At 64.2% G+C, this 24,432-nt stretch carries 25 protein-coding genes; 13 read left to right on the top strand and 12 right to left on the bottom strand.

The annotated features are described in order from the left end of the window. Window positions 1–3: 3 nt before the first annotated feature. The 3 genes from OO12_RS26525 (at window position 4) to OO12_RS26515 (ending at window position 5,296) form a co-directional block, all read left to right on the top strand. Complete coding sequence (locus OO12_RS26525) at window positions 4–3,081, top strand: efflux RND transporter permease subunit (protein ID WP_034161703.1); 3,078 nt, start codon at window positions 4–6, stop codon at window positions 3,079–3,081. Continuing rightward, entirely contained in the window at window positions 3,074–4,498 is a 1,425-nt protein-coding gene (locus OO12_RS26520; protein ID WP_034161721.1) for a TolC family protein, read from the top strand. The genes OO12_RS26525 and OO12_RS26520 overlap by 8 nt, the downstream gene beginning before the upstream one ends. Before the next feature lie 234 nt (window positions 4,499–4,732). Continuing rightward, entirely contained in the window at window positions 4,733–5,296 is a 564-nt protein-coding gene (locus OO12_RS26515) for a methylated-DNA--[protein]-cysteine S-methyltransferase (RefSeq protein WP_034161702.1), read from the top strand. A gap of 138 nt (window positions 5,297–5,434) precedes the next feature. On the opposite strand, the gene OO12_RS26510 is transcribed toward OO12_RS26515, so the two are convergent. Continuing rightward, window positions 5,435–6,331 (bottom strand): polysaccharide deacetylase family protein, encoded by an 897-nt coding sequence (locus tag OO12_RS26510; protein ID WP_052216297.1) that lies wholly within the window; start codon window positions 6,329–6,331, stop codon window positions 5,435–5,437. A 148-nt stretch (window positions 6,332–6,479) separates the two neighbouring features. Here OO12_RS26510 and OO12_RS26505 point away from each other — a divergent pair, with 148 nt between their 5' ends. Next, window positions 6,480–7,388 (top strand): LysR family transcriptional regulator, encoded by a 909-nt coding sequence (locus OO12_RS26505; protein WP_034161701.1) that lies wholly within the window; start codon window positions 6,480–6,482, stop codon window positions 7,386–7,388. Here the strand turns inward: OO12_RS26505 and OO12_RS26500 are convergent. Next, window positions 7,377–8,576, bottom strand: a complete 1,200-nt coding sequence (locus OO12_RS26500; RefSeq protein WP_034161700.1) for an MFS transporter — start codon at window positions 8,574–8,576, stop codon at window positions 7,377–7,379. The two genes, OO12_RS26505 and OO12_RS26500, sit on opposite strands and share 12 nt — an antisense overlap. 125 nt (window positions 8,577–8,701) lie before the next feature. Between OO12_RS26500 and OO12_RS26495 the strand changes: the two genes are divergently transcribed. Then, complete coding sequence (locus OO12_RS26495) at window positions 8,702–9,289, top strand: TetR/AcrR family transcriptional regulator (protein WP_034161699.1); 588 nt, start codon at window positions 8,702–8,704, stop codon at window positions 9,287–9,289. A gap of 24 nt (window positions 9,290–9,313) precedes the next feature. On the opposite strand, the gene OO12_RS26490 is transcribed toward OO12_RS26495, so the two are convergent. Next, complete coding sequence (locus OO12_RS26490; RefSeq protein ID WP_034161698.1) at window positions 9,314–9,925, bottom strand: TetR/AcrR family transcriptional regulator; 612 nt, start codon at window positions 9,923–9,925, stop codon at window positions 9,314–9,316. Window positions 9,926–10,010: 85 nt separating this feature from the next. Between OO12_RS26490 and OO12_RS26485 the strand changes: the two genes are divergently transcribed. Continuing rightward, window positions 10,011–10,400 carry a hypothetical protein gene (locus OO12_RS26485; RefSeq protein WP_200887569.1) on the top strand — a complete coding sequence of 130 codons (390 nt, stop codon included), beginning with the start codon at window positions 10,011–10,013 and terminating at the stop codon, window positions 10,398–10,400. Here the strand turns inward: OO12_RS26485 and OO12_RS26480 are convergent. After that, the gene (locus tag OO12_RS26480; protein ID WP_034161696.1) at window positions 10,391–11,026 is read right to left on the bottom strand and encodes a TetR/AcrR family transcriptional regulator; all 636 of its coding nucleotides are present in this window, start codon (window positions 11,024–11,026) and stop codon (window positions 10,391–10,393) included. The genes OO12_RS26485 and OO12_RS26480 overlap by 10 nt on opposite strands. 78 nt (window positions 11,027–11,104) lie before the next feature. Between OO12_RS26480 and OO12_RS26475 the strand changes: the two genes are divergently transcribed. After that, window positions 11,105–11,716: an NAD(P)H-dependent oxidoreductase gene (locus tag OO12_RS26475; protein WP_034161695.1), complete on the top strand. Its 612-nt coding sequence runs from the start codon at window positions 11,105–11,107 to the stop codon at window positions 11,714–11,716. Window positions 11,717–11,720: 4 nt separating this feature from the next. On the opposite strand, the gene OO12_RS26470 is transcribed toward OO12_RS26475, so the two are convergent. Continuing rightward, complete coding sequence (locus OO12_RS26470) at window positions 11,721–12,710, bottom strand: zinc-dependent alcohol dehydrogenase family protein (protein WP_034161694.1); 990 nt, start codon at window positions 12,708–12,710, stop codon at window positions 11,721–11,723. Between the two features lie 99 nt (window positions 12,711–12,809). On the opposite strand from OO12_RS26470, the gene OO12_RS26465 reads away from it, so the two are divergent. Next, the gene (locus tag OO12_RS26465; protein WP_034161693.1) at window positions 12,810–13,709 is read left to right on the top strand and encodes a LysR family transcriptional regulator; all 900 of its coding nucleotides are present in this window, start codon (window positions 12,810–12,812) and stop codon (window positions 13,707–13,709) included. A gap of 54 nt (window positions 13,710–13,763) precedes the next feature. Here the strand turns inward: OO12_RS26465 and OO12_RS26460 are convergent, their stop codons facing one another. Genes OO12_RS26460 through OO12_RS26450 form a run of 3 tightly spaced genes read right to left on the bottom strand, consistent with a single transcriptional unit; the run spans window position 13,764 to window position 15,009 of the window. Then, entirely contained in the window at window positions 13,764–14,180 is a 417-nt protein-coding gene (locus OO12_RS26460) for a GFA family protein (RefSeq protein ID WP_034161692.1), read from the bottom strand. Between the two features lie 30 nt (window positions 14,181–14,210). Next, window positions 14,211–14,684, bottom strand: a complete 474-nt coding sequence (locus OO12_RS26455) for an SRPBCC family protein (protein WP_034161691.1) — start codon at window positions 14,682–14,684, stop codon at window positions 14,211–14,213. Further along, window positions 14,677–15,009: an ArsR/SmtB family transcription factor gene (locus tag OO12_RS26450; RefSeq protein WP_034161690.1), complete on the bottom strand. Its 333-nt coding sequence runs from the start codon at window positions 15,007–15,009 to the stop codon at window positions 14,677–14,679. The genes OO12_RS26455 and OO12_RS26450 overlap by 8 nt, the downstream gene beginning before the upstream one ends. A 133-nt stretch (window positions 15,010–15,142) precedes the next feature. Here OO12_RS26450 and OO12_RS26445 point away from each other — a divergent pair, with 133 nt between their 5' ends. From OO12_RS26445 to OO12_RS26435, 3 genes are all read left to right on the top strand, one after another. After that, a complete protein-coding gene (locus tag OO12_RS26445; RefSeq protein ID WP_052216296.1) occupies window positions 15,143–15,796 on the top strand; it encodes a helix-turn-helix transcriptional regulator in 654 nt (217 codons plus the stop codon). Window positions 15,797–15,800: 4 nt separating this feature from the next. Continuing rightward, complete coding sequence (locus OO12_RS26440; protein ID WP_034161689.1) at window positions 15,801–16,931, top strand: aminotransferase class I/II-fold pyridoxal phosphate-dependent enzyme; 1,131 nt, start codon at window positions 15,801–15,803, stop codon at window positions 16,929–16,931. Window positions 16,932–17,358: 427 nt separating this feature from the next. Further along, complete coding sequence (locus OO12_RS26435; protein ID WP_034161688.1) at window positions 17,359–17,559, top strand: hypothetical protein; 201 nt, start codon at window positions 17,359–17,361, stop codon at window positions 17,557–17,559. A 136-nt stretch (window positions 17,560–17,695) separates the two neighbouring features. Here the strand turns inward: OO12_RS26435 and OO12_RS26430 are convergent, their stop codons facing one another. Then, on the bottom strand, window positions 17,696–18,799 hold the full coding sequence (locus tag OO12_RS26430) for a phosphatidylinositol-specific phospholipase C1-like protein (protein WP_034161687.1): 1,104 nt from the start codon (window positions 18,797–18,799) through the stop codon (window positions 17,696–17,698). 93 nt (window positions 18,800–18,892) lie between these two features. On the opposite strand from OO12_RS26430, the gene OO12_RS27310 reads away from it, so the two are divergent. Next, on the top strand, window positions 18,893–19,627 hold the full coding sequence (locus OO12_RS27310; RefSeq protein WP_160296923.1) for a helix-turn-helix domain-containing protein: 735 nt from the start codon (window positions 18,893–18,895) through the stop codon (window positions 19,625–19,627). On the opposite strand, the gene OO12_RS26420 is transcribed toward OO12_RS27310, so the two are convergent. Then, window positions 19,606–20,265 (bottom strand): class I SAM-dependent methyltransferase, encoded by a 660-nt coding sequence (locus OO12_RS26420; RefSeq protein WP_034161686.1) that lies wholly within the window; start codon window positions 20,263–20,265, stop codon window positions 19,606–19,608. The two genes, OO12_RS27310 and OO12_RS26420, sit on opposite strands and share 22 nt — an antisense overlap. A 245-nt stretch (window positions 20,266–20,510) precedes the next feature. Between OO12_RS26420 and OO12_RS26415 the strand changes: the two genes are divergently transcribed. After that, on the top strand, window positions 20,511–21,611 hold the full coding sequence (locus tag OO12_RS26415) for a DNA alkylation repair protein (protein WP_034161717.1): 1,101 nt from the start codon (window positions 20,511–20,513) through the stop codon (window positions 21,609–21,611). A gap of 155 nt (window positions 21,612–21,766) precedes the next feature. On the opposite strand, the gene OO12_RS26410 is transcribed toward OO12_RS26415, so the two are convergent. Together OO12_RS26410 and OO12_RS26405 are read right to left on the bottom strand one after the other, a co-directional pair. Beyond that, a complete protein-coding gene (locus OO12_RS26410) occupies window positions 21,767–22,987 on the bottom strand; it encodes an RNA polymerase sigma factor (RefSeq protein WP_235365023.1) in 1,221 nt (406 codons plus the stop codon). Between the two features lie 128 nt (window positions 22,988–23,115). Continuing rightward, a complete protein-coding gene (locus tag OO12_RS26405; protein ID WP_034161684.1) occupies window positions 23,116–23,490 on the bottom strand; it encodes a YciI family protein in 375 nt (124 codons plus the stop codon). Window positions 23,491–24,432 lie beyond the last annotated feature (942 nt).

The following is a 24,432-nucleotide window of genomic DNA, read 5'->3' as shown; positions in this document are numbered from 1 at the left end:
GCCATGCGATTCACCGATCTTTTCATCCGCCGCCCGATCCTGTCGATCGTGGTCAGCCTGCTGATCCTGCTGGTCGGCGGCGCTGCCCTGTTCCTGCTGCCGATGCGCGAATATCCGCGCATGGAAAGCGCCACGATCGTGGTCGATACCAGCTATCCCGGCGCGACCCAGGACGTGATGCAGGGTTTCGTCACCACGCCGATCGCACAGGCGATCGCGACCGCCAACGGCATCGAATATCTCACCTCCACCTCGACCCAGGGCAAGAGCCATATCCAGGCCAAGCTGGTGCTGAACGCCAATGCCGACCGGTCGATGACCGAGGTGCTGGCCAAGATCCAGCAGGTCAAATATCGCCTGCCGACGGGCGCCAACGATCCGGTGATCACCAAGATCACCGATGGCGCATCGGGCATTCAATATGTCGCCTTTGTCAGCGACACGCTGACCATTCCGCAAATCACCGATTTCGCCACCCGCATTGCCCAGCCGCAGATCACCGCCGTTCCCGGCGTTGCCTCCGCGGTGATTGGCGGCGGGCAGACGCTGGCGATGCGCATCTGGGTCGATCCCGGCCGGCTCGCCGCGCGCGGCCTGTCGGCGAGCGACGTCTCGGCGGCGCTCCGTGCCAACAATGTCCAGGCGGCACCCGGCCAGCTCAAGGGCGCCGATACCGCGGTCAACATCACCGCGGGCACCGACCTGACCGGCATCGAGGACTTCCGCGCGCTGGTGGTCAAGAGCACGCCGACCGGCCCGGTGCGCCTGGGCGATGTCGCGACGGTCGAGCTTGGCGGACAGAATTACGACAGCAAGTCGGCCACCAGCGGGCATCGTTCGGTGACGATCGCGATCTCACCCACGCCCGACGCCAATCCACTCGATATCGTCAAGGCAGTGAACGCGCTGATCCCCGGCGTGCAGCGCGTCGCACCGCCCGGAATGAAGGTGTTCAGCCAGTTCGACGTCGCGCATTTCGTCAATGCGGCGATCGACGAGGTCACCCACACGCTGATCGAGGCGATCGTGATCGTGGTGGTCGTGATCTTCCTGTTCCTCGGCTCGGTCCGCGCGGTGATCATCCCGGTGCTGACCATCCCCCTGTCACTGGTCGGCACGGCGGCGCTGATGCTCGCCTTCGGCTTTTCACTCAATCTGCTGACCTTGCTTGCCATGGTGCTGGCGATCGGGCTGGTGGTCGATGACGCGATCGTCGTGGTGGAGAATATCCACCGCCATATCGAGGAAGGCCTGTCGCCGGTGCAGGCGGCTTTGGTCGGCGCGCGAGAGATCGTCACGCCGGTGATCGCGATGACCATCACGCTTGCCGCGGTCTATACGCCCATCGGCCTGATGGGTGGCCTGACCGGCGCGCTGTTCCGCGAATTCGCCTTCACCCTGGCGGGCTCGGTGATCGTCTCCGGCGTGGTCGCACTGACGCTGTCACCGATGATGAGTTCCTGGCTGTTGCATGGCCAGCTGGCCGAGGGGCGTTTCGCCAAAGCGATCGAACATCGCATGAGCCGCGTGACCCAGGGTTATGACCGGTTGCTCGGCCGGACACTGGCCGCGCGGCCGGCGGTGCTGGCGGTCGGCTTCGCGGTGCTGGCGGCGATCGTCGTCCTGTTCACCGGCGCGCAGCGCGAACTCGCGCCGCAGGAGGACCAAGGCTATGTCTTCGTCGCGACCAAGGCGCCGCAATATGCCAATATCGACTACACCTCGCGCTATACCGCGGATGTCGAGCGCCTGTTCCGCGCGCTGCCCGATTATGTCAGCAGTTGGTTCGACAATGGCGGCACCAGCGTCAATAACGGCTTTGGCGGCGTGATCCTCAAGGAATGGAGCGACCGCGCGGAAAATGCCGATACCGTACAGGCGAAGCTCAATGCACAAGGGTCGGCGATCACCGGCATCTATGCGACCGCCTTCCAGCCTGCCCCCCTGCCCGCCTCGAGCGGCGGTTTGCCGGTGCAGATGGTGCTGCGCTCATCCGATGAGTTCCCAGCACTCTATGCCGCGCTGGAGAAGATCAAGGGCGCGGCCTGGGGCAGCGGGCTGTTCGCCTTTGTCGACAGCGACCTCGCTTTCGACAGCCCGGAGGCGCGCATCACGATCGATCGCGCCAAGGCCGGCCAGGTCGGCGTGACGATGGAGGCGATCGCCGACACGCTCGCCGTGCTGGTCGGGGAGAATTACACCAACCGCTTCAACTGGCATGACCGCTCCTATGACGTCATCACTCAGGTCCCACAGGCGCAGCGCCTGACCCCCGACAGCCTGGGCCGGTTCTACGTCAAGGCGGCGTCGGGCACGCTGGTGCCGCTCTCCACCGTGGTGCGCGTCGATATGCGGCCACAGGCCAATATGCTACCGCAGTTCAACCAGATGAACGCGGCGACCCTGTCCGCCGTGCTCGCGCCAGGCGTCACCATGGGCCAGGCAGTCGCCTTCCTGAAGTCACAGGAGCTGCCGCCCGGTGCGACGGTCGACTGGCTCGCCGACAGCCGGCAATATGTCACCGAGGGCAACCGGCTGACCATCTCCTTCGCTTTTGCGCTGGTGGTGATCTTCCTGGTGCTGGCTGCGCAGTTCGAAAGCTTCCGCGACCCGCTGGTCATTCTGGTCACCGTGCCGCTCGCGGTGTGCGGTGCGCTGGTGCCGCTCTATCTCGGCTATGCCACGCTCAACATCTATACCCAGATCGGACTGGTGACGCTGATCGGCCTGATTTCGAAACACGGCATCCTGATGGTGACCTTCGCCAACGAGATCCAGAAGCATGACGGCCTCGACCGGGTCGCGGCGATCCGCCGCGCCGCCGCCGTGCGCATGAGGCCGGTGCTGATGACCACGGCGGCGATGGTCGCCGGCCTGTTGCCACTGCTGTTTGCCACCGGCGCGGGTGCGGCCAGCCGCTTCGCGATCGGCATCGTGGTGGTGATGGGCATGCTGATCGGGACGCTGTTCACGCTGTTCGTCCTGCCCACGGTCTACAGCCTGATCGCGCGCGATCACCGGGCCGAAGCGATAAGTGCGCGCGAGCGCGAACTGGCGGCAGCGGAGGTGGCCCATGCGTAAGATCATTCTGGCATTGCCACTGCTGACGGCGGCCTGCGCGGTCGGGCCCAATTATATCGCGCCGCCGTCGCCGGTAACGGCGGCCGGGCCGTTCGTCACCAATACCGCCGGGGTCGATGCCCATGCGGCGCTGCCGGACGATTGGTGGCGGCTCTACAATGATCCGGTGCTCGACGGCCTGATCCGCCAGGCCTTCGCGGCGAACACCGATTTGCGCGTCGCGGTCGCCAATCTGGCGCGGGCGCGGGCAATTCTCGGCGAAGCGCGGTCGGCGCGCCTGCCGGGCACCAATGTCTCGGGCGGCGTTTCCTATGGCGATGCCATCCAGGGCGGCGGTGGACAGGCCAGTGGCGGGCAGCAAGGTGGGGGGCAGCAGCAGGGCGAGCAATTCTCCTACAATGCCGGCCTGTCGGTTGCGTGGGAGGCCGATCTGTTCGGCCGGGTCAAGCGCACGATCGAGGCGGCGCGCGCCGATGCCCAGGCGATCGAGGCGGTGCGCGACAGCGTACGCGCCACGGTCGCTGCGGAAACCACCCGCGCCTATCTCGATGCCTGCGCCTATGGCGATGCCGCATCGATCGCGCATGCCTCGCTGAAGACGGCAGAGGATGGCCTGCGCGTGGTGACGGCGCAGGAAAAGGCCGGGTCGGTCGGCAAATTCGATGTCGAGCGTTCGGCCACCACCGTCGCCAATACGCGTGCGGCAATCGCTCCACTGGAGGGCCGCCGCCGCGTCGCCCTGTTCGAACTTGCCGCACTGATGGGCGAAACGCCCTCTGGTATTCCGGCGGCAGCGGCGGCCTGTGTCCAGGTGCCGACGCCGATCGCAGCCCTGCCGGTCGGGGACGGCGCGGCATTGCTGCGCCGGCGGCCCGATATTCGCCAGGCCGAGCGCAAGCTGGCCGGCGACACCGCGCGGATCGGGGTCGCCACGGCTGACCTGTTCCCGCGAGTCACGTTGGGCGGATCCGGCAATTTCTTCCGCAATGACGATGTGAAGGGCAGCAATTCCTTCTCCTTCTCGCTCGGGCCGTTGCTGTCATGGAGCTTCCCCAACATGACCGCCGCGCGATCGCGCATCGCCCAGGCAAAGGCGCAGGGCGACGCCTCGCTTGCCGCCTTTGACGGGACGGTGCTGACCGCGCTCAAGGAAACCGAGCAGGCGCTGGCCAGCTATGCGGCGGAAGGCGATCGCAACAAGGCGCTGACGGAGGCCAGAAACCGGGCCGAGAATGCCTATCGCATGGCCGAAGCACGCTATCGGTCCGGATCGATCTCGCTGCTGGATACACTGGTTTCGCAACGCGACCTGATCGATGCACGCGCGGCGCTGGCGCAATCCACGCAGCAGCTCAGTTCCGCGCGGGTCGATCTGTTCAAGGCATTGGGTGGGGGCTGGCAGGCGCCGGTGGGTTGAAGCGACGATAGGATCTCCGCACTTCCCCAGCCATTCGTCTTTCCCCGCCCGTTCGTTTCGAGCGAAGCCGAGAAACGACGCGCAACGCTTGAGGCCTGTTTCTCGACTTCGCTCGAAACGAACGGAGAATAGTGGGTCGGGTCGGGTCGAAAGCGCACCGGAGGCCAGGGCACCGGGCTTGACATGACGGGGCTTGCGTACGAACCGGGAACGTCAGTACTGCGGGAACCAGTCATGGACGGGAATGGGCATTATTATCTGATCTTCACAACCGCCGCCGGCTATTGCGGCATAGCGTGGAATCAGGTCGGCATCACGCGCTTCCAGCTCCCGGATGCCAGTGCGGAGGCGACCGAACGCAATGTGCTGCGCCGGCTTCCCCGTGCCGAACGCGGCATCGCCTCGCCGAAACTCCTCGATCTCGTTGCCGCGGTGAAGCGCTATTTCGAGGGCGAGGAGATCGACTTTTCCGGCGTCACGCTCGACATTGGAGAGCAGGAGGCGTTCTTCGAGCAGATCTATGCCGCCGCACGACAGGTCGGGTGGGGCCAGACCACCACCTATGGCACGCTGGCCAAGGAACTTGGCGCAGGCCCGGAGGCCGCGCGCGATGTCGGCCAGGCGATGGCGAGAAATCCGGTGCCGCTGATCATCCCGTGCCACCGCGTGCTGGCGGCGGGCGGCAAAGTCGGCGGATTTTCGGCGCCGGGCGGTTCAGTGGCGAAAGCGCATATGCTCGAACTTGAGGGCGTGCATCTCGGGCCGCCGCCGCCGGCGCAACAATCATTCGATCTCTAGCCTGGGATGAGAACCAGCCGGTCATTCCCGCGAAAGCGGGAATCCCGCTTCTTCTTCTCAGTGCGGGGCAAGGCAGCGGGATCCCCGCTTTCGCGGGTATGACTGAGAAGAGCTACCTGACGTCATCTGGCTCCAGCCTCACTCGGCGGGCTGGCTCGACCGATACCAGTCGGCAATCTGGCTGCCCGTCGCCAGCCAGACATCCTCGCGCGACGTGATATGCGCAAGCGCACGGTCGAAATGCTTGCTGCGATGCGGATGGCCGATCAGGAAAGGATGGAGGCAGATCGACATGACTCGCCCGGCCGTCCGGCCATCCTCGTACAGCACATCGAACTGGTCACGGATCGCCTGCGCGAATGCCTCGCCGCTCTGCCCCTGTTCGAGAAACGCGGTATAGTCATTGAGCTCGACTGAATAAGGCAGCGACAGCATCGACCCGCTCGCCACGCGCATCGGATAGGGTTGCTCGTCATTGACCCAATTGGCGACATAATCGATTCCCGCCGCCGCCAGCACGTCCAGCGAGCGGTGCGATTCGGTCAGTCCCGGGCTGAGCCAGCCGCGCGGCCGGGCGCCGGTGGCTGAACCGATCGTCTCGATCACGGTTTCGACCAGCCGCCGTTCCTCTTCTTCGCTCTGGCCATTGATCATGGTGGAGTTGTTGGTGCCGTGCCCCATCCATTCCCAGCCCAGCGCCTGACCGCCCGCGATGATGCGCGGATAGTGCGCGCACACATCGGAATTGAGCGCGACCGTCCCCTTCAGGCCGTGCCGTTCCATCACCTCCATCAGGCGCCAGATTCCGACCCGCGCGCCATAATCGCGCCAGGAATAGTTCAGCACGTCCGGCACGAAGCCGGTGGTCGACTGGATGATCGAGCTGGACGGGCGGTCAAACAGGAAATGTTCGATGTTCGGGATCACCCAGACCGCGACCCGCGCGCCGTTCGGCCAGCGTAGCGGCGGACGATCGACGATGGCGGAATAAGGGAAGCGATCATGCGCTTCCGGCGCGGCTGACACTGACGACATTGGCTTGTTCCTCGGGCTTCGGGGGATCGCGAAGACGGGCCAGACCCCTGTCCCGCGTCCCACCGCAGATAAATCGCCCGGATCGAAAGGAGAATTCCGCTCCAGTTCCGAATATATCGGATTAGAATGTCCGTAATTGGAGACGCCGATGGACAGCCTGGGATCACTCAACGCATTCGTACAGGCGGCGGAAGCGCGCAGTTTCACTGCCGCGGGACGCCGCCTGGGCGTATCCTCCTCCGCGATCGGCAAGGCCGTGGCGCGGCTGGAGGAACGGCTTGGCGTGCGACTGCTGCACCGGTCGACGCGGACGATCACGCTGACGCCGGAAGGCGTGTCGTTTCTCGAACGCTGCCGGCGGATCTTCAGCGAGATCGAAGCGGCCGAGCAGGAGATCGCCCAGACCCAGCATGCGCCGCGCGGGCGGCTGCGCGTCAGTCTGCCGCTGGCGGGCATGCTGATGATGCCGACCCTGAGCGCCTTCATGCGCGCCTATCCCCAAATCGAGCTCGATCTCGACTTCACCGACCGGCTTGTCGATGTGATCGACGAGGGGTTCGACGCGGTCATCCGCGCCGGCGAGATTGCCGATTCGCGGCTGATGACGCGCATCCTGGGCGGGTTCCGGCTGCTGCTTGTCGCTTCGCCCGGCTATCTTGACGCCCGGGGCGTGCCGCAACGTCCGCACGATCTTGCCGCCCATGCCTGTCTGCAGCATCGCTTCGCGACCAGCGGCAAGTTCGAGCGCTGGCCGCTGCGGCGGGAACAGGGCGCACCCGAGATCGACCTCCCGGCGAGTGCGATCGTCAATACGATCGAACCGTTGATCTATATGGCGGAACAGGGGCTTGGCATTGCCTGTCTGCCCGACTTCGCCATTGGCGATCAGCTCGACCGGGGCAGCCTGGTCACCCTGCTCGACGCGCATGTCGAGCATGAGGGCCTGTTTCGCGTCCTATGGCCGTCGAGCCGCCACCTCGCACCGAAACTGCGTGTCTTTGTCGATTTTATGAGCGCGACTCTCTTCGCCCGTGACGCGTCGCGCCTAGGAGGCTGACGCGACGCGGCGTTCGCCGCTGAGCGCACGCTGCCCGAGCAGGACCGTCGACAGCGCGATCGTGCCGGCGGCCACGGATACCCAGAACCCGCTATGCGCGCCGAACGTGTCGACCGCCCAGCCGGCGGCAAAGGATCCGAGCGCCATGCCGATGCCGATACCGGTCGTGACCCAGGTAATGCCTTCGGTCAGCATCGCTTGCGGCACGAGCCGCTCGATCAGGCCAAAGGCAGTGATGAAGGTCGGTGAGACCGCCACGCCGCTGGCGAATATCGCCAGCGCCAGCAGCGGCACCGTGTCGGCGACGAGCAACGGCAATGTCGTCAGCGCCATGATGGCGACGGCGATCGCGAGCTGACGCTGCAGCGGCAATTTGATGTTCAGCGCCCCGACGATGATCCCGATGATGAAGGAGCCCATCGCATAGACGCCGATGACAAGGCTGGCGGCGCTGGGCTGGCCGAGTTGCTTGGTGATCGCCACCGCGCTGACCTCGGCGGTCGCGAAGATCGCGCCGATGAAGATCAGGGCGAAGGTGACGATCTGCACCGGCCGCAACAGGATCGCCGAACCGCGATGCGCGCGCGCGCCGGCGCACACCCTGGGCTCGGTGCCGCGCTGCAGGATGAGCGCGGTCGATCCGAGTGCGAGGAATAATGTGCTGACCAGCATTCCGGCTTCGGGGAAGACAGCGACGCTCAAGCCCACCGACAGCGACGCGCCGGCGATATAAACGAGTTCGTCGGCGGCGGATTCGAATGCGAATGCCGTGCCGAGTTCGGGGCCGTCGCGGAAAATCTCGCTCCAGCGCGCCCGTACCATCGCGGGGATGCTTGGCATCGCCGCCGCCAGCAGCGCTGAGACGAACAATGTCCAGACCGGCCAGTCCAGATGCGCCGCGGCGATCAGCACCGTAAACGCCAGCACCGAAACCAGCGTCGCCGGCGCCAGGACGCGGGTTTGCCCAAGCCGGTCGACCAGGCGCGAAATCTGCGGCGCGAGCAGCGCATTGGTCAGCGCGAACGTGGCCGCGACCGCACCGGCCAGCCAATATTCGCCATGGGTCTGCGACACCATGGTGACCAGCCCGATCGGCGCCATCGCGATCGGCAAGCGCGCGACGAACCCGGCAGCGGCGAAGCCCCTTGCCCCCCGGGCCTTGAATATCGTCGCATAAGGATTGGTCATGGCCTGTCTCTCGACTCCACGGATGCCACTTACATAAATGGCATACATGGCGTATGTATGCTCAGATAGGGTCGTACGTTCCGTATGTCAATTAACATACGATACGTATGCGATTGGAGCAGACCATGAAACACCGCCCGCGCACGGAGATGATCGCAGAGACGCGCGCCAAGCTGATTGCCGCCGCGCGCAAGGCGTTCGCCGAGGTTGGTTATGCCGACGCGTCGATGGACGATTTCACCGCGGATGCCGGGCTGACACGCGGCGCGCTCTACCATCATTTCGGCGACAAGAAGGGCTTGCTGGCGGCAGTCATCAAGCAGATCGACGAAGAAATGACCGAGCGGCTCAATCAGCTGTCGGCCCGGGCACCGACGCGCTGGCAGGGCTTTATCGACGAGAATGTCGGCTATCTGAAGATGGCGCTGGAGCCGGAAATCCAGCGCATCATCTTGCGCGACGGGCCGGCCGTGCTTGGTGATCCATCGAGCTGGCCGACGGCCCAGGGCTGCGTCGCGGCGATTTCCTCCAGCCTCCGCACGCTGCAGGAGGACGGCGTCGTGGCCGAGATGGATCCGGAAGCGGCAGCCCGACTGATCACCGGCGCCACGACCATCGCGGCACAATGGATCGCCAATTCGGACGATCCCGAAACGACGTCGGAAAAGGCCGTGGCGGCGTTCAAGCAGATGCTGAAGGGATTGCTTGCCTGAGAGCGGCCACTGACTTGACGCCTGTTATTCCCCGCGCGTGACCCGACCGATGGCGGCAGTGGCGGCATCCTTGATCAACCCGCAAACCGCCTCCGCCGAGCGCCCCGGAATGAGCATCCGGAACGTGGCGAAGCTGGTGAGCGCGAAGATCAGGTCGACCGCCTCGCGTTGCGCCTCGGGCGGCGCGGCGTGCGCCATCCGCGCGACCAGCACCTCAAGGCCCTTTCGCCGCCGCTCATGGCGCTGCTGCAATGCCTGGGCGAATTCCAGGTCGAGTGACGCCGCGTCCTGAAGCCGGCCGACCGCTGGATCGCCGCCCCAGAATTCGCAGAAGATGTCGATCAGCCGGTCAAGGCCGCGCCGGGGGTCGACATCGACCATCGCTTCGCTGAGCCGGGTCAGGCGGCCGCGTTTCGCAATGTCGTCGAACACCGCCTCAAGCAGCCCCCGCCGCGAACCGAATTGATGATAGACGGTCAGCCGCGTCACGCCCGCCGCCTTGGCGACCGCATCCAGCGAGAAAGTGACGATGCCTTCCTCTTCCCGCAGCAGCGCTGTCGCGGCCTGGATCACACGGTCGCGCTTCTCGGCGGCGGCCGCGGTCCGAACGGAACTGACATAGGAACGCGTCGTCATCTAAGCCTCTTGGAATTACACTATACAATCTGTATATATAATTTGAAACAAGCCGAGCTGGAGCCATGACATGCAGCAAATATTGATGATAGCCTTGTCTCTTCACATTCTCGCCGCCGTCTTCTGGGCAGGCTCAACCTTCACCCTGGCGCGCAGCGGCGGAGCGGGGGCGGAACAGCTGTTTCGCCCGCAAATGGGCGCCGCCACGCTCGCCATCCTGTCGGGCGGTTATTTGTGGCACAGCGTCCATGAAGGGAGTTTCGGCGCTGCGGAGATATGGCTGGCGGTTGGTGCGGTCTGCGCGCTCATCGCCGTTGCGATCCAGGGAATGGGCGTTGGCCCGGCGGTGAGGAAGTTGCGCGGCGGCGACAAGGATGATTCGGCCCCGCGGTCGCGTATCGCCGCCGCCTATCGTCTCGCCGCAGTCCTGCTCGCCGTCACGACCGTGTCGATGGCGGCGTCACGCTATGCCTGACGCACACCGCCACTTGCGTTGCGGGCGACCATCGCGACGATCGTTTCGAACAATTCACCTTCCGCTTGCGCGGCGGTGATCTCGCCCGTCGCGGCAGCGTGTGACAACGCTTCCGCTGCGCCGAGCATTGCCCAGAGACCAGCTGAAGCGATCGCGCCGGTACCGGCGAAGGGCGCGAGCACGGTCCGGCATTTCCCGATAAAAGAGGCCTGATAGTCGCGCTTGATCCGCTCGAGCTCGGGCGAACTGGCCAGTGCCGCGATCACGCCGGGAATTTCCCGCCCCTGGAGCAACACACACTCGACATAGGATGAGGCGATGACCCTTGCCTTGCTGGCCAGGCTCGGCTCGCTTGCCTGGAGCGCGGCATCCATCAGCGCCGTCTGGCGCGCATCGAATTCACGGTAGAGTGCCGCCAACAGCCCGCCGCGCGTGCCGAAATGGTCATAGACCACTGGCTTGGTCACGCCGGACTGCTCGGCCAGACGGCCGAGCGTCAATGCCTCCGTCCCCTCATTGCTGACCAGCTGCCATGCCATATCGAGCAGCTGGCGATGCCGGTCCTCGCGCGCCATGCGCCGGCGCGGCGGATCGGTGACCAATTCTCCGGTGTCGCTGCTTGACATTTAATGTACCAAAGGTAACTTACTAATGGTACATAGATTAGGCCGCTCGCACGCGGTCGGCAAGCAGGAGTATCCGCTGTGCATGCGCTCATTGTTGTCGCCCACCCCGATCCGGACTCGCTCACCCATGGCATCGCTGCCCAGGTCGCGGAGGGCCTGGCGAATTCCGGCAACTCCTTCGACATTGCCGACCTCATGGCGGAAGGGTTCGACCCGCGCTTCACCACGGCGGATCTTGCCGTACATCGGCGTGAGGCCCCGCCCCCTGCCGATGTGATGGCGGAGCAGGCGCGGATCGACCGCGCCGATGCGCTGGTGCTGGTCTTTCCGGTCTATTGGTGGTCGATGCCCGGGCTGCTCAAGGGGTGGATCGATCGCGTATTCGCCAATGGCTGGGCATTCGACTTCAGTGCGGATGCGACGCTGGTGAAGAAGCTGGGCGATCTGCGCGTTCACCTTCTTGGTGTCGGAGGCGCCGATGCGGGAACCTATGGTCGGCACGGCTATAGCGGCGCGATGGCGACACAGATCGACCATGGCATCTTCGATTATTGCGGCGCCTGCGTGGCAACGTCGGAATTGCTGCTCGATTCTGAATCGAGCGACCCTATCGCTCATCTCGATGCCGCACGCGCCGTTGGCCGCACATTGTTCGACCTGCCCGAACATTGCACGGCCAAGGCAGCATAGCTGGTCAGATCGTCACGACGATCTTCCCGAATTGCTCGTTCGATTCCAGGTAGCGATGCGCCGCGACGATCCGGTCGAACGCAAAGACCCTGGCGATCACCGGCGCAAGCGCTCCCGATGCCAATCCGTCGAGGATGAACGCCGTGGCGGTCGCCAGTCGAGCCGGATCGCCGATAATCTCATGGACCAGATAACCGCGCAGCGTCAGGCTCTTGCTTAGCACGGTGAATAGCGGGAATGGCGTGGGATCAGCGTCGAGGCCGCCATATTCGATGAGGATGCCGCCTCGGGACATCGCCGATGTCAGCGGTTCGAATATCGGGCCGCCAACGGGGTCGAACACGACTCGTACGCCGTCCGGACCGGCAATTTCCGCCAGCCGCGCGTGCAGGTCTTCCTCCGTCGACGCAATGACATGCGCCGCCCCCGCGCCGATCAGGGCGCGCCTTTTGGCCGAGGTCCGCGTGATCGCGATCGGAATCGCGCCGACCCTGTTGGCAATCTGGATCGCGGCGATCCCGACGCTGCTCGACGCCGCGGTGATGACGACAAAATCGCCGCTGCCGAGTCTGGCGATGTCGATCAGCGCGCCATAAGCGGTGAGATACGCCATCCACACAGCGGCCGCGGCCTCCCAGCCAAGTGCTGGCGGATGCTTGACGACGAATTCGGCCGGGAAGAGGATCACCTCGCCATAAGCGGGCCAACGGACCATCGATATCGGCGGCACGATGCTGACGGCGTCGCCCGGCACGAAGCCCTCGACGCCGTCGCCAACCGCTTCGATCAGGCCCGCTGCCTCGAGGCCAAGACCGGACGGCAGCGCAGGCCTTTCGATATAAGAGCCAGATCGTAGCAACGCTTCGGCCCGATTGAGGCCCATCGCCTTGACGCGGATCCGGACCTCTCCCGGCCCGGGCGCCGGGACGTCGACTGCCTCGATGCGCAGGACTTCGGGACCACCATATTCATGAAAGCGAATGATGCGCACCATTGGAAAACTCCAAAACAACCAGACTGAATTGGCTATGATGGACAATGATATCCGGATAAATGGGCCATTAAGCCAAACAGTAGAAACCAGGAGTTTCGAATGGATCGCCTCTCCAGCATGGCCGTGTTCGTGAAGGCCGTCGATCTGGGGTCGTTCGCGGCAGTCGCGGATGCGCTCGACCTGTCCGGCCCGATGGTCGGGAAGCATGTTCGTTTTCTCGAGGATCGGCTTGGCGTGCGCCTGATCAACCGGACCACGCGCCGCCAGAATCTGACTGACTTCGGGCGCGCTTATTATGAGCGCTGCCGCGTCATCCTCGCCGAAGCCGACGCGGCCGACGCGCTCGCGGCCGATCAGCTTGCCGAGCCCCGCGGCAGGTTGCGCGTCACCATGCCAGTGCATTTCGGGCGGCGCTGCGTTGCCCCGATCCTGCTTGAACTGGCGCGGCGCTATCCGGCGCTGGAGCTCGACTTGTCGATGAGCGACCGCTTCGCCGACCTTGCCGATGACGATTATGATCTCGCCATCCGCACCGGTGATCTGGAGGATAAATCCGGCGTGATCGCGCGCCGCGTCGCGCGCCAGCGCATGATCATATGTGCCTCACCCTCCTATCTCGACCGGCACGGCGCGCCCCGGCGGCTGGATGACATTCGCGATCACCCTGCCCTGATCTATCGCCGCTCGGGCCGGGTTCGCCCCTGGCTGTTCCCGCGGGAGGATCAGCCGCCAGTCGAGATCATGCCGATCGGCCGGCTGCGGCTCGATGATCTCGACGCCATCGCCGACGCCGCCGTCGCCGGCATGGGGCTTGCCTGGTTGCCATCCTGGCTGGTCCGCGATCGGGTCGAGGCAGGTATGCTGATCCAGCTATTTCCGGACGAGCCGGAATTTCCCTATGACTGCCATGCCTTGTGGTTGCAGACGCCGCACCTGCCGCTGAAGGTACGCCTTGCCGTGGATGCGCTGGCGGCAGCTTTGCCCAGGGTCATGGCGTGAGAGACAAAGGCACGGTTCGGCCCCGACAGATTGCGCCGGGATACCGGTCGCAATTCACATTGGCGGCATCTTGTCGAACGTCGGAAGTGCCGGATCGAGGCGATCCCAGGCATGTCCGCTTGAGGCGTAGGTCACGATTTGCGGCACATACCGACCTGGATCATCGAGGCTGGCGGCGTGAATCGTGAACAGATCGGGCATCGCCGCGAAAGTCAGATAGACCGGCGATCCGCAGGTCGGGCAAAAGCTGCGCGTCTTCACATTGCCGCTGGCGCCGACAATCTCCCAATGCGTCGCGTCGCCGGCGAGCGTCACGTCACGGCGCTGCGCGAAGGTCATATAAGACCCGTGTCCAGTGCCGCTCTTGCGCTGGCAGTCGCGGCACTGACAATGGTTCGACACCAAGGGCTCGGCCGAAATGTCGTAACGGATCGCGCCGCACGCGCAGCCGCCGGTATAGGGCTCGCTCATTTCTCTCTCCTGTCTGAATATGCCTGCGCGTCAGTGCGCGGAGCCCTCTTCGCCAGCGATGGCGCCGACATTCTGGACGACTTTCTTCCAGCCATTGCTCATGCTCGAGAAAGCGGAGTCGTTCCTCGGCGTGACGAAACCCGAATGGATCAGGCGAAGCCGCGTCCCGCCATCGGTCCTGGACAGGATCAGCGAAACGACGGTGTCGAGGCGTGAGCCATAACCGACATTGCCGTCATCCCCGCCGCGCCACGCGAAAACGAGACGCTCGTCCGGGATCGCCTCGATCACTTCGCAATGAATCACCCCGTCCCAGGCGCCGGCGGGTGTGGTCTGGAAGGTGAAATGCTTTCCCTGCACCGGTTCGAACCCGGTCGGCACCATCAGCCATCGGCCCATCAACGCACCGCTGGCCAGGGTCTTCCAGAGCTTTTCCGGCGCGTGCGGGAAAACCTCGTCGACCACGATTTCCTGAGTGTCGGATTTCAACGCAATGTCATTCATCATCCATCTCTTTCAACAGGCTGCGGAGGTTGGTGAAGCGTTCGCGCCAGAAGACGCCGTAATGGCGCATCCATTCGGCCAGCGGCGCGAGGCCGTCGGGCTGGGCGCGATAATAGACTTTCCGCCCTTCCGGGCGCTCGACGACCAGACCCGCCAGTTTCAGCGATTTGAGATGCTGAGAAATGGCGCCCTGCGTCACGCCGCTCCCCAACGTCAGTTCGGCGACACTGATTTCGTCGGTGCTGACGACTCGCTCGAACACCGCGCGCCGGGTTGGGTCGGCGAGTGTGCGCATGATGGCGTCGATGGAAGCGGCTTCGGTCATGCGAATCAATTAGCGATGGCTAATTGATTAGTCAATACTAATCTATCTGTGCCCTCACTGAATGAGCAACCATCTCTAAAATACAACCTGTCTCTCAAATAGACATTATGTCTTAAACGGGTTAGCCAGCGGCATGATCAGCCTGGATTCGTTCATTCCCGTCGCCGACGCGATCGCCATGGTTTTCCACCCGCATGTGGAAGCCGTGATCCACGATCTGGCCCATGGAACGATCCATCATATCGTGGGTGGCTTGTCCGGGCGTGTGCCTCTGGACGAGTCGCTGACTGAGCTGGCCAATGGCGTGACCCTCGATCAGTCGATCCTTGGCCCCTATCCCAAGACCAATTGGGACGGCCGGAAACTGAAATCGATCACCGCCGTTCTGCGTGACACGGACAACCGGCCGATCGGGCTGTTGTGCATCAATGTCGATGTCTCGATGGCCGAAACCCTGCGCGCGCTGACCCAGGATTTTCTCTCCTATCAGGAAGACAGCGAGCGGCCCGGCTCGCTCTTCCAGCGCGACTGGCGCGAAGAAGCCAATGAGCTGGTCGGGCATTTCGTCTCGATCCGTGGCGTCACCCCCGGTGCGCTGAACCCTGCCCAGCGCCTCGCGCTGATCACCGAGCTTGATGACCGCGGCGTGTTCGATGTGCGGACCGCTGCGCCCTATATCGCGCAGCTCCTCAATCTCTCGCGGGCCACGCTCTACAAGGTGCTGAAGGAAGCACGCGGCACCGCCCCCTCACCCGCCCGGACATCGTCCAGCCAGTCAGCCGAGTAGCGCCATGCCCGCCCTGCAGGATTTCCGCCTCGAGACCTATTTCTCCCAATGGGAGTTCAAGGCCCGCTTCCATCTCACCGCCTCCGATGCGCAAAGCATGACCCTGAGGGAGCTGCTCGACCTGGCCGATCCGCGGGATGCCGAAGCCTTTGAAACGATGTGGCTCGGCTATACCGAGACATTCGGCGCACCGGATCTGCGGACCGAGATCGCGCGCACCTATGACGTGCGTTCGGCCGACGACATATTGTGCTTTGCTGGCGCGGAGGAAGGTCTTTATGTCGCGGCCAATGTCCTGCTGGCGCAGGGCGACCATGCCATTGTGGTCACGCCAAATTACCAGGCGGCCGAAACGGTCCCGCTGTCGATTTGCGACGTGACCGGCGTGCCGCTCGATCCGGCGACCGGCTGGGATCTCGATCTCGACCAGCTTGCCGCCGCGATCCGGCCCAACACAAAACTCGTCTCGATCAATTTCCCGCATAACCCGACGGGCCGCATCATATCACGCGCGACGCTGGATGGGTTGATCGCGCTTTGCCGGCGGCACGGTATCTGGCTGTTCAGCGATGAGGTCTATCGCTTGCTGGGCGCTGACGACGACCGCCAATTGTCGCAGGTCGCCGACCTGTACGAGCGCGGCCTGTCGCTCAACGTGATGTCGAAGGCCTATGGCCTGCCCGGCCTGCGCATCGGCTGGATCGCCTGCGCCGATCGCGACCTGCTCGTCCGCATGGAGCGGATGAAGCATTATCTCTCGATCTGCAATTCAGGGCCGAGCGAACGGCTTGCGGTCATCGGCCTGCGCGCACGCGACCGCATCCTGGCCCGCAACAATGCCCTGGTGCGTGACAATCTCGCTTTGTTCGACGCCTTTTTCGACGACCATCGGCACCTGTTCGAATGGCGCCGCCCCGATGGCGGCTGCGTCGGTTATCCGCGCTGGACAGGCCCGGGCACCGTCGATGCGTTCGCGACAAGGCTGGTCGAGGAAGCCGGCGTGCTGGTGCTGCCGTCGACCATCTATCGATCCGATCTTGGCCCGACACCGACCGACCGTTTCCGGGTCGGCTTCGGTCGCGCCGGTCTGTCGGACGGACTCACTGCCTTTCGCGAGCACCTTGCCCGGCTCTAGCCTGAAGATGGCCGACTATCCGACCGCCTATTGCACGGAGAAGGAAGTCGCCGAGGCGACTTTCTCGGCGCAACCGATGAAAGCCGCAAGATCCGGTACCTGGCGGGCGCCGACACCGAGCTTCTCGCCGACCTGCGCTGGACTACGCCGGAAGAGCATTATCAGCAGAAAATGCAGGACATGTTCGCTCCAAAGACTGTCTCATAATGAAACGCAGCTATTAATTGACCCAATCCGGATACAGTAAATCTATGCGATCGCACTGAGTTCAATTAACCATTTTTTACTAGCCACGAATATTGCTGACGCCGCAACGGCGGGTGTTGCCACGTCTTATCTGCAAGCGTGCTACTGAGGCGAGCAACATCCAGCTTGTCTCCTGACTTGGGATCGTTCTTTCGGTCTGCCAACGATAGGAGAAACAGAGATGACCGAGACACAAACCGAATTCAATATTCCGGGCGGCGGACCGGTTACTTTCGGTGCATCGGGATCGACGGCGATTGCCATCGGCGCGCCGATTACCTGCATCACCGTAGCGGCCCGGCGCGCGCACGGCGCCGCTGGCGACAATGCTTCCCCAGGAGGCGATGGCGGCAACGGCTCGATCATCATCAGGTTCAACTAGGCGACGGGCCGACTGTCGGTGCCTCTCCCACGCGGAAGACTCTTCCGCCCTGAGCCGGCAGGGTTGCCATCGCCCTCCTCAGGGGCCGCGCCAATAGCGTGGCCCCTGATTTTTGACGGCAGCCGCCCGCCTCCGTCTAACGCCCGGTCCTGGGGTTGAGCCGCGCCGTGCCGCCACCCGGCAAATGCGCCTCATAAGGCCCGAACCTCGTGTCGGGCGTGGGATAGTCGGTGGAGACATATTGCGCGCCGACGGCGAAGGCGGCGTCCTGGCGCTTATGGTCGTTGCTGCGCGCCTCGACCGTGTCGGCATCGGCGCGGGTGCGGACGATCAGTCCGGCCTTCAGCGCCTGGCCGATGCGATCGGCCAACTCGATCGGCTCGTTGAGCGTGATGTAACCGGCAGCCGGTGAGTCCAGGTCAGGCGTGTTGATGAACATGGCTCGGCCCTCCAGCGATTTGCGCGCGCCACGGTAGAGGTCGGTCTTCTCCCGCCCCTCATCCATGGCGAACATCACCTTGCCGCGCGCGGCCTTCAGGCGCGGCCAGTCACCCGCGGCGACCGCCGCACGCAGCGTCGCGTGCCTGCCCTGCACGCGGTCCGGCGTGATCATGGCGTTGTCGGGAAAGACCGAGCGGATTTCGGCGTCGATCGCGTCCATCGCCCTGGCGTCGAACGGCAACAGCGGCACGGCGCCGGGGATCGGGATCTGGTCATCCTTCAGGTTCATGATGATCAGGATCGGCATATGGTCGGGATGCGCCCTGGACCAGGCCCGAATCTCGGTCAAGCAGGCGACAAAGGTCTGGCAGACACTGCGATAATCGATGTCGGGAACATGCATGACCTTCATGCCCGGTTTCATCATCGCCGATGCGTCATAGGGCGCGACATCGGCGTCCCGGGCCATCTTCAAGCCCAGCGGCGCCGCATAACGCCCGCCCTCCGGATCGTTGACATAGTCGAGCTCAAGCTGCCGGGCGCCGGCGTCGAGCTGCTCGGTCAGCGAGGGGTGGCTATAGTCCAGCGCCGCCGCAGCCTTGGGATTGATCGTCTTGAGCAGCGCCATTTCGGCGGGCGCGATGGCTTTCTTGTAGCTGTTATGGGTGCCGACAACCTGGATGGCGGTCATCGGCAGAGCATCAACACTGGCGCGGGTACAGCCGGGCTTGCCCGAGGGATGCTCGAGATCGCAAGGGACGGGTACCACCAGAGTTGCGGCGAGAATGGCGCTGATCATGATCTCTCCAGGATTTCCGACAAAGCGCGCTTCCTAAGGCCGCGCCTGGTCGGCTAGTTGAAGCATAGCAGAAGCGTTTCGCCTATGCCGGAAATGAGCATCATGGATTGGGACGGGATCACCATGCTGGGTGACGGCTGGGCAGCCTATCAGGGCCCGACCGCCGACTCCAGAACGCACCGCCACCTTGCCATCCAGCTGGCGATCGGCCTGAAAGGGCCAGTGTCCGTCACCGGCGATCAGGGCACGGTGACCGGGCCCGCCATTCTGATACGGGAGGGAACGCGTCATCGGCTCGCGCCGAACCCGGGCGGCGTCCGATGCGTGTTCGTGGAGGTCGACAGCCCGGCCGGTCAGGCATGGCGGTCGGCAAGTGCCGGCGGCGATATCGCCCAGCTTCCCCCGGAGCTCGCACCCGAACTCATGGTGGCCGAGGATGTGGCCGGGGCAATGGATCGCCTGATCGCAGCCTGTCCCCCCCGCTTGCTCGACGATCGCCTCGCCCGCGCCCTGGCCGCCCTTGCGGAAGACCCGGGCGGCTCCGGCGCCATCCGCCGTGCGGCGATGACGGCCGGGGTCTCGGTATCGGGCCTGCGCGCCCTGGCCGCCCAGGCCCTGACCGCGCCACTGGCGCAGTGGCGGCTATGGCGCATGCTGACCCGGGCCGCCGAGATCATCGCGACAGGCCAGTCGCTGGCCGAAGCCGCAGCCGGGGCGGGATTCAGCGATCAGGCGCATCTGACCCGGATCATGGGCCGTTTCTTCGGCATCACGCCACGGGTGGCGGCCACCTCGCTACGCCGACATCATGGCTTTCGCGCGGTGTAGAGCGAGACAGAGCCCGTCGGCGTGGGGACGACCAGTCTTTCCTCGACCTGAAGAAAGCCAGCCTCGGCAATCAGTTGCGGCAATATCCCGCGCGCATTCTGGCCGGTCGTCTTCCAGCCATCGACGGCCTGCACCAATAGAAACAGCGCCCGCATCGTCAGCGTCCGCTGACGCCCGAAATCAGCAATGAACAAGCGGCCTCCGGGCTGCAGGACGCGGGCCATGGCGCGCAGAATATCCCGTTTCATGGGCAAGTCGCAGTGATGGAACACGAGGCTCGAAACCACCTTGGTCGCCGATCCATCCGCGATGAATTCCCCCACCCGGTCCCCCATCGCCTCACGCCAGTCGATCGCCATCCCCAGGGCGTCGGCCTTGGCTTTGGCGATGACGAGTATTTCGGGATCCGGATCGACTCCAATGACCCGGCAATCGGGTGCACGCTGTTTCAGGCCAAGGCACAGCGTCCCAGTCCCGGCCCCGAAATCGACGATCGAATCCGCCCCGGACGGGGCCATCAAATCCAGCAGCGCCGAGCGCCAGCGACGCTCCCGGCTCATGACCGCCACCACGCGATCGTAATTGCCCGTCAGGCTCGATATGCCGAGAGCGGGCACGAACTTCTGATCTGACTGCATGGCATATCCTTTGCGCCGTCGATGAATGACTGCCGCCGAGATGGACGCGCCGGCATGCGGGCGTCTTGAACGTTTCGCCAAATCGACCGACCGGCATCCACTGGCCACCGACATGCCGGTGGATCCTGTCCCCGAGCGATGATCGCCTCTATCTCCGGTCGCCGGGCTTCGTCATAGAGATCGAGGATGACGACCGTCACCGCGCCATGCCGGACACCCCGATGTCGCGCCGCCAAGGTGAGATAATGGCTGATAAAGAAGCAGCGCCAGCGTTGAAGGAAATCTTCAATCCGCAGCGCATTCGCCACATTGCCGACGAAGCGAGCCTGGTTTCACCGGCCTTTGACCGGGCCTTGTTTCTCGCCCGCTGCAGCGACTTCGATCAGGGTTCGCTGATGGCGCGCATGGGCCGCGTGGCGGAAAGCCTGCATGCGGCACTGCCCGGCGATTACGCGGCAAATATCGCCGTGCTGCGCGAACTGGCGCCGCGCCTGAACAGCAGTTTCGTGACCCTGATCCTGCCCGACTATGTCGCGCGTCATGGCGCCGGGCATTTCGAAACGTCGATGGACGCGCTCAAATTCTTCACGACCTTCGGCTCGTCGGAATTCGCCGTGCGCCATTTCCTGCAACGCGATTTCGCCCGAACGCTCGCGGTCATGGAGACATGGGCTCATGACGAGAATGAGCATGTCCGCCGGCTGGCCAGCGAAGGCAGCCGGCCGCGCCTGCCCTGGTCGTTCCAGATCAAGCCGCTCATGCGCGACCCGTCACCGCTCGAGCCGATCCTCAATGCCCTGAAGGACGATCCGAGCCTCTATGTTCGCCGGTCGGTCGCCAACAGCCTCAACGACATCACCAAGGATAACCCGGCCTGGGCGCTTGACCGTATCGAGCGGTGGCCGCTGGAGAAAACCGGCACCGCGTGGATCGCGAAACATGCGCTGCGCAGCCTGATCAAGAAAGGCGACCGCCGCGCCCTGACGATCATCGGCGCAGGCGCGGTACCACGGGTGGCGCTGACCGGCCTGCGCGTCTCGCCCGCCGCCATCACATTGGGGCAGACGATCGACATCGCGTTCGAACTGTCCTCCCTCGCCGACGAATCCCAGCGGCTGGTGGTCGATTATGCGATCCACTACGTCAAAAAGTCAGGGGGCGTCGCCGCCAAGGTGTTCAAACTCAAGACGCTGGAGCTGGCGGAGGGCGCCGTCGAACAGGTGCGAAAGCGGCAATCGATCGCGAACTTCACCACCCGCATTCACTATCCGGGCCGCCATGACATCGAGATTCTGATCAACGGCCAGGTCCATGGCCGGGCGTCGTTCGAACTGCTGCCCGACTAGAGCGGCTTCGACTTGGGTGGAATCGCCCCCTCCGTTCGCCCTGAGCCTGTCGAAGCCCATGCGCCGCGCGTGCCCTTCGACAGGCTCAGGGCGAACGGGGGTGGTGGATCAACCCAGCTCGAAACCACTCCGGATCGCTCCGGCGATCGATGCACTCAATCGCAAGCCTCGGCGCGGGCGAGGAGAAAGGCCGCTTCCCGCCCGTTGCGGGTGAGCTTGGCCGCCGCCTCGAATTCGACGCGAGCCTCGGCACGCCGGCCAGCCCGAAACAGGAAGTCGCCCTTCGCCGCCGGCAAGGGCGCATAGTGGCGCAGCGCGGCATCGTCGGCGATCTCGTCCAGCAGCCGCAGGCCTGACTCGGGACCATAAGCCATGCTGTGAGCGATCGCCCGATTAAGGTCGACCACCGGCGAGAGCATCACAATGCGCAACCGGTCGTAAAGCGCCGCGATGCGGGGCCAGTCGGTATCGGCCGGACCGAGCGCACGCGCATGGCAGGCGGCAAGCGCGGCTTGCAATGCATAGGGGCCATCGGCGCCGCCAAGCGCTTCCGCGCGGGCCAGCGCCTCAAAACCCCGGCGGATCAGCAATGGGTCCCAGCGCGCGCGATTCTGCTCGGTCAGCGGGACAACAGCACCGTCCGGCCCGGTCCGGGCCGGCAAGCGCGACGCCTGGATTTCCATCAGGGCCAGCAAGCCAAACACTTCCGACTTTTCGGGGGCTTCCTCGGGCATCAGCGCGGCAAGGATGCGGCCCAGCCGTTGCGCCTCCAGGCACAGGCTCGGCCGGACCAGGTCGTCGCCCGCCGTGGCGGCATAGCCTTCATTGAAGATGAGGTAGACGACCTCAAGCACCGAGGAGAGCCGCGCCGCCCGTTCGGCGCCGCGCGGCACCTCGAAGCTCAGTCCGGCCTTGCCGATCGTCTTCTTCGCGCGAACGATACGCTGCGCGATCGTCACTTCGCTCGACAGGAAAGCCCGGGCGATTTCGTCGGTGGTCAGGCCGCCGATGACCCGCAGCGTGAGCGCGGCGCGGGCATCGGCCGACACGATCGGGTGGCAAGCCGTGAAGATGAGTCCGAGCAGTTCGTCGCCCAGATCATCGTCCAAGGCCGCGTTCACGTCCGTGCCGTCGGCCTCGCCATCCAGCTCCCGCGCGATCTCCTCATGTTTGCGCTCGCGCATCCTGTCGCGACGGGCCACGTCAATGGCGCGGTGTTTGGCGGCAGTCATCAGCCATGCGCCGGGATTGGCGGGAACGCCGGTCCTGGGCCATTCGGCCAGGGCAATGAGTAGCGCGTCCTGCGCCATTTCCTCGGCAAGATCGATATTGCCCGCAAAGCGGGCCAGACTCGCGATAAGCCTGGCCCGTTCCATGCGAAAAATCGCTTCGATCGCCTGGTGCGTCTCGCCTGCCGTCATGCGGCCTTGTCGGACAAAGCCATGAGGGAGGCAAGCGGACCCGCCGGCAGCGGAAGGTGTGGACGACCTGCGGCGTCAGAATGTCATTGCAGGTCGGCCATCTCATACAGCGGACGGATTTCGATCTCGCTCGGGCCCGGCATGGGATTGGGGCAGCGCTTCACCCAGGCGACCGCCTCGGCCATGTCCTTGACGTCCCACAGCCAGAAGCCGGCGACCAGTTCGCGGGTCTCGGCGAAAGGCCCATCGATGAGCGTGCGGCCGGGCCCGTCAAATGCAATCCGCTTGCCCTCCGAGGACGGTTTGAGCCCATCGCCGCTCCCGGGCAGCATGATGCCGGCCTTGATCAGTTCGTCATTGAACCGGCCCATCGCCTCCATCATCTCCATCGTTTCGGCGGTGGGGGAAAAGCCCCGTTCGCTTTCATCAGTCGCCTTCACCAGCACCATCACGCGCATCGTCTGTCTCCTTGGTCGAGCCAGTCGCATCGGACTGGCATCGGAACGACGAACGAGGTTTTCGGGAATCGACATCGCCGTGTAAATTTCTTTCGGCGCTTCAGGTGCGGAGCGTGAAGCGGTCGGTAGATCGCTGTTCCGGTCGTGCAGCTGACCGGGCATGGCGGGTGGCGACGGGCCGCTTACGACATCTAACATTTCATGCTGTTCATGCTGTTATTTCGGCGTGAATTTTTTCCATGCTGTTAAGTTGGAAATTTCGGCGAAATTTCCGCTTGTCGTTCAATGACTTGATGCCCCTTCATGCTGTTATTGAATAACAGCATGAAAACAGCACGGAACAGCATGCGGAACAGCGTTGTCATGGCGCGAAACAGCAGCCGCGGATTGCCAATATTCCAGCCTCTGGACGGGCACCAGGATAGTCGGGATTGCCCGGTAGACCGCGCCTGTTTCACCTGTTTTTGCGGCATGATTTTTTTGGGCCGTAAAGTTGGCGATCGGCGCGGAATTTATGATTTTCTTTCAATGAGATGCCCCCGCTCCACCTGTTATACAATAACAGGTGCGAAAACAGGTGATAACAGGTGGCGAAACAGGCCCTGTTCAGCCGGGAACAAGCGCCGGCTGGTTCGATTTTTTCACAGATGAGAAAGAGCAGGATCAGGACCCGTCAGAGTCGCGTTCGCGGGCGTGGGTGGCATAATCGGGGCGTGGGTTGAATCGATGCCCCCGGGGGCAACGCGGACCTTCATGCGGGACTTAGAGCGGTTTCGAGCTGGGTTGACCCACCCCCCGTTCGCCCTGAGCCTGTCGAAGGGCACGCGCAGCGCATGGGCTTCGACAGGCTCAGCCCGAACGGGGGACGATTCCACCCAAGTCGACGGTCCTCCAGGAGACAGGAGATTGGCTTTTGGGCGTTCGCCGCCAGGCCGCTTGGTG

Source organism: Sphingomonas sp. ERG5, assembly GCF_000803065.1.
GTDB lineage: Bacteria > Pseudomonadota > Alphaproteobacteria > Sphingomonadales > Sphingomonadaceae > Sphingomonas.
The sequence above is the reverse complement of the archived record's forward strand: the minus strand, read 5'-3'. Positions and strand labels throughout refer to the sequence as shown.

Coding starts and splice junctions, on each gene's coding strand:
- OO12_RS26525 (WP_034161703.1), top strand. CDS start 4: ATGCGATTCACCGATCTTTTCATCCGCCGCCCGATCCTGTCGATCGTG.
- OO12_RS26520 (WP_034161721.1), top strand. CDS start 3,074: ATGCGTAAGATCATTCTGGCATTGCCACTGCTGACGGCGGCCTGCGCG.
- OO12_RS26515 (WP_034161702.1), top strand. CDS start 4,733: ATGGACGGGAATGGGCATTATTATCTGATCTTCACAACCGCCGCCGGC.
- OO12_RS26510 (WP_052216297.1), bottom strand. CDS start 6,331: ATGTCGTCAGTGTCAGCCGCGCCGGAAGCGCATGATCGCTTCCCTTAT.
- OO12_RS26505 (WP_034161701.1), top strand. CDS start 6,480: ATGGACAGCCTGGGATCACTCAACGCATTCGTACAGGCGGCGGAAGCG.
- OO12_RS26500 (WP_034161700.1), bottom strand. CDS start 8,576: ATGACCAATCCTTATGCGACGATATTCAAGGCCCGGGGGGCAAGGGGC.
- OO12_RS26495 (WP_034161699.1), top strand. CDS start 8,702: ATGAAACACCGCCCGCGCACGGAGATGATCGCAGAGACGCGCGCCAAG.
- OO12_RS26490 (WP_034161698.1), bottom strand. CDS start 9,925: ATGACGACGCGTTCCTATGTCAGTTCCGTTCGGACCGCGGCCGCCGCC.
- OO12_RS26485 (WP_200887569.1), top strand. CDS start 10,011: ATGATAGCCTTGTCTCTTCACATTCTCGCCGCCGTCTTCTGGGCAGGC.
- OO12_RS26480 (WP_034161696.1), bottom strand. CDS start 11,026: ATGTCAAGCAGCGACACCGGAGAATTGGTCACCGATCCGCCGCGCCGG.
- OO12_RS26470 (WP_034161694.1), bottom strand. CDS start 12,710: ATGGTGCGCATCATTCGCTTTCATGAATATGGTGGTCCCGAAGTCCTG.
- OO12_RS26465 (WP_034161693.1), top strand. CDS start 12,810: ATGGATCGCCTCTCCAGCATGGCCGTGTTCGTGAAGGCCGTCGATCTG.
- OO12_RS26460 (WP_034161692.1), bottom strand. CDS start 14,180: ATGAGCGAGCCCTATACCGGCGGCTGCGCGTGCGGCGCGATCCGTTAC.
- OO12_RS26455 (WP_034161691.1), bottom strand. CDS start 14,684: ATGAATGACATTGCGTTGAAATCCGACACTCAGGAAATCGTGGTCGAC.
- OO12_RS26450 (WP_034161690.1), bottom strand. CDS start 15,009: ATGACCGAAGCCGCTTCCATCGACGCCATCATGCGCACACTCGCCGAC.
- OO12_RS26445 (WP_052216296.1), top strand. CDS start 15,143: ATGATCAGCCTGGATTCGTTCATTCCCGTCGCCGACGCGATCGCCATG.
- OO12_RS26440 (WP_034161689.1), top strand. CDS start 15,801: ATGCCCGCCCTGCAGGATTTCCGCCTCGAGACCTATTTCTCCCAATGG.
- OO12_RS26435 (WP_034161688.1), top strand. CDS start 17,359: ATGACCGAGACACAAACCGAATTCAATATTCCGGGCGGCGGACCGGTT.
- OO12_RS26430 (WP_034161687.1), bottom strand. CDS start 18,799: ATGATCAGCGCCATTCTCGCCGCAACTCTGGTGGTACCCGTCCCTTGC.
- OO12_RS27310 (WP_160296923.1), top strand. CDS start 18,893: ATGAGCATCATGGATTGGGACGGGATCACCATGCTGGGTGACGGCTGG.
- OO12_RS26420 (WP_034161686.1), bottom strand. CDS start 20,265: ATGCAGTCAGATCAGAAGTTCGTGCCCGCTCTCGGCATATCGAGCCTG.
- OO12_RS26415 (WP_034161717.1), top strand. CDS start 20,511: ATGGCTGATAAAGAAGCAGCGCCAGCGTTGAAGGAAATCTTCAATCCG.
- OO12_RS26410 (WP_235365023.1), bottom strand. CDS start 22,987: ATGGAACGGGCCAGGCTTATCGCGAGTCTGGCCCGCTTTGCGGGCAAT.
- OO12_RS26405 (WP_034161684.1), bottom strand. CDS start 23,490: ATGCGCGTGATGGTGCTGGTGAAGGCGACTGATGAAAGCGAACGGGGC.